General features: G+C 73.1%; 2 protein-coding genes. Both read right to left on the reverse strand.

Going from position 1 to position 2,756, the window contains the following annotated elements; translation table 11 throughout:
- On the reverse strand, positions 1-997 hold a 997-nt coding region (locus tag AE652_RS46980; RefSeq protein WP_159028697.1), incomplete at its 3' end, for a DUF5667 domain-containing protein.
- 280 nt (positions 998-1,277) lie between these two features.
- The gene (locus tag AE652_RS39065) at positions 1,278-2,051 is read right to left on the reverse strand and encodes an ECF subfamily RNA polymerase sigma factor, BldN family (protein ID WP_049660260.1); all 774 of its coding nucleotides are present in this window, start codon (positions 2,049-2,051) and stop codon (positions 1,278-1,280) included.
- Positions 2,052-2,756: the final 705 nt, after the last annotated feature.

A 2,756-nucleotide genomic window follows, 5' to 3' on the forward strand; every position in this document is an offset into this window, starting at 1 on the left:
GGCGGTTGCCGGCGGCGCCGGAGCCCGGGGCCTGGTCGGTGCCGGCCGAGGTGCCGGAGCCGGCCGCCGGGGAGCCGGCCGGGGAACCACCGGTCGAGTGGGACGAACCGTCGCCCGCTCCGTCGCCGGCCGCGCCACCGCTCTGAGCAGGGGGCAGGACCAGGCGCAGGGGCGCGACGTCCTCGCTTATGTCGTCGAAGAGCCGGTTCACCAGGTCGGCCTGCTGGGTGAGCTGGACGGGCAGCCGGCCCTGCAGCTCGCTCCACCGGCCGTCCTCGTCGTGGGCGAAGCCGGCCAGGGCCCGCATCGGGTCGAGCGAGCCGTTGCTGCGGTAGACCGAGCGCAGCAGCTCGCGGCCCTTGAGGGCGTCGGCGTGCATGTCGTCCAGGGCGCGGCGGACCTGTTCGACGGTGGCCGGGCTGAGCGCGCCGGCCTGGTCGGTGCGGCCGACCAGGGTCTTGGCCTCGCCGAGCCGGGTGGCCGCGTTGTCGAGCAGCATCTCGCCGCGTTCGGAGTCGGAGCCCGCGAAGTCGAGCCGGAGCCCTTCCAAGCCGCGTTTGAGGCCGTACAGGCTGTCCCCGGGGAGGGCGTTGGAGCTGGCCGCGGCGACGCCGGCCAGGCTGCCGACGGCGAGCCCGGCGACCAGCCCGCCGATCGCGAACCGGCGGCTCCAGCGGCCGCGCGGCGCCGTCCGGATCGCCCGGTGGCGGCGCTGGCGGGGCACCGGGGTGCCCGTCCCGCCGGCGAAGGCCTGCTCGAACGCGGCCATCAGCTGGGCGCGTTGGACCGTATGGACCTCCCGGTCCAGCACCGGCCCGGGCAGTGCCCCCAGTGCGTCGGCCAGTCCGACCAGCCCGGCCATCGCGGCCGAACCCGCGCCGGTGGCAGCGGTGTTGTCCGATTCGGCGTTGGCCGCAGCGCGTTGCTCCGCCTGGTGGGCCTCCAGCGCCTCGGCGAAGGCCTTCGCCCGCCGGTGCTCAAGCACGTTTGCCGTCACGGGCCACACCTCCCTTCGTCGTTGTCGACAGCCCGGCCCGCCGGACGGTTGCCCCGGCTGGCCAAAGCCACTCCATCGGGTGATAGGCCGCAATTCGACTTGACCGTACGCCTGGTGGGGGCTTGCACGTTGGCCAACGAGCGGTGCGGGCGGTCGGTTACGCACGGCAGATCATCGGACCTACCGTTCACCCTGACGTGTCGGCCGGGCGCGAACGATGACGGCCGGCCGGACCGTACGGTGCCGGACCGCACGGAGCCGGTGCCGTCCTCGGCGCGGCTCATCGCGCGTCGGGCGGGAGCAGCCGGGCCAGGGTGCGGACGGCGCGGTACTGGAGGGTCTTGATGGCGCCCTCGTTCTTGCCCATGATCCGGGCCGTCTCGGCCACCGACAGCCCCTGCAGGAAGCGCAGGGTGACGCACTCCTGCTGCTGCGGGTTGAGCCGGCGCACCGCGTCCAGCAGGGCGGCGTTGGAGAGCGACTCCAGCACCGACTCCTCGGGGCTGCGCTCGCACTCGTTGGAGTCGAGCATCTCGCCGGTGGTGACCTCCAGCCGGAAGCGGCTGGACTTGAAGTGGTCGGCGACCAGGTTGCGGGCGATGGTGACCAGCCAGGCGCCGAAGTCCCGGCCCTGCCAGGTGAAGGTGCCGATCCGGCGCAGGGCGCGCAGGAAGGTCTCGCTGGTGAGGTCCTCGGCGGTGGCCCGGCTGCCGACCCGGTAGTAGATGTAGCGGTAGACGGTGTCCGCGTAGTGGTCGTAGAGCCGGCCGAAGGCCTCGCTCTCGCCGGCCTGGGCCCGTTCGACCAGCTCCATGACCGGGTTGTGCTCGGTCTCGTAGCCGGGGCTGGGCGCGGTCCGGGCGCGGCCCCGGCCGGCGCTGCCGGTGCGGCCGCGCGAGCCGGTGCCGGTCGAGCCGGCGGCGGTGGTGCGCAGTGCCAGGCCGGGCGGCTGCGGCTGCGGCTGGACGAACGGTCCGCCGGCGAGCGCGAGTTGGGGCGTGGCGGCGAACTGGCTGCGGAGCAGGGTGCGCAACAGGGTCAGGCCCGTGGAGATCTGCCGCTCGGCGGTCGGCCGGTCGCGGAGGCCGGTGCGGGGACGCAGGGGCGCGGACGACGGGCGGGAGGGTGCAGGCGCGTCGTTCCGGACGGGTGGGTACACGGGACTCCCAGAGGCAGAACTGTGGACGGATCACCTCCGCCTGCGCGGAGAGCACTCCCCGAAGCGTCCGTTCGAGCGGGACGCGTGGTGACGTGCATCCAGGAGAGAATAACGCTTTGTGCAATGACAGCTACACCGTGTGGTCGAAGTGGTCGTTTGGGATCCATTTGTTGCGCATGTTCGGCTGACATTGACCGGAGCTGTCATCGTTCATCCGGCTTAACGTGATCGAACGGGCGCTCAGGGTGACCAATTTGGCGGCCTGGGGGGCGGTTTCCCAGCCTTGGGGCTCGGCAACCCCTGACTTTCCCGGCCTGGCGAACGATCAGAACCGGTCACCGGGCGACAGGTTCGAGCAGGTGACGCGGACTGCCGTGTGGCGGCGGGGAGTTCGCCCGTAAGAGGGGCCAGGTCAGAGGCCTTGTTGACGACCGCTCACCCGCCGGGGCGAGCCCGACCGGGCGGCCTCCGAACAGCCCCGGAGAGCCCCGGAGCGCCTCGGAGAGTCTCCGGAAAGCTTCCGGAAAGCCTCCGGCGGCCCGGACGGCCGTCCGGCACGAGGTTCGGGGCCGGGGTTCCGGGCCGGGGTTCCGGGCCGGG

Origin of the sequence: Kitasatospora sp. MY 5-36, from assembly GCF_001182915.1 — a bacterium.
Taxonomy (GTDB): Bacteria; Actinomycetota; Actinomycetes; order Streptomycetales; family Streptomycetaceae; genus Kitasatospora.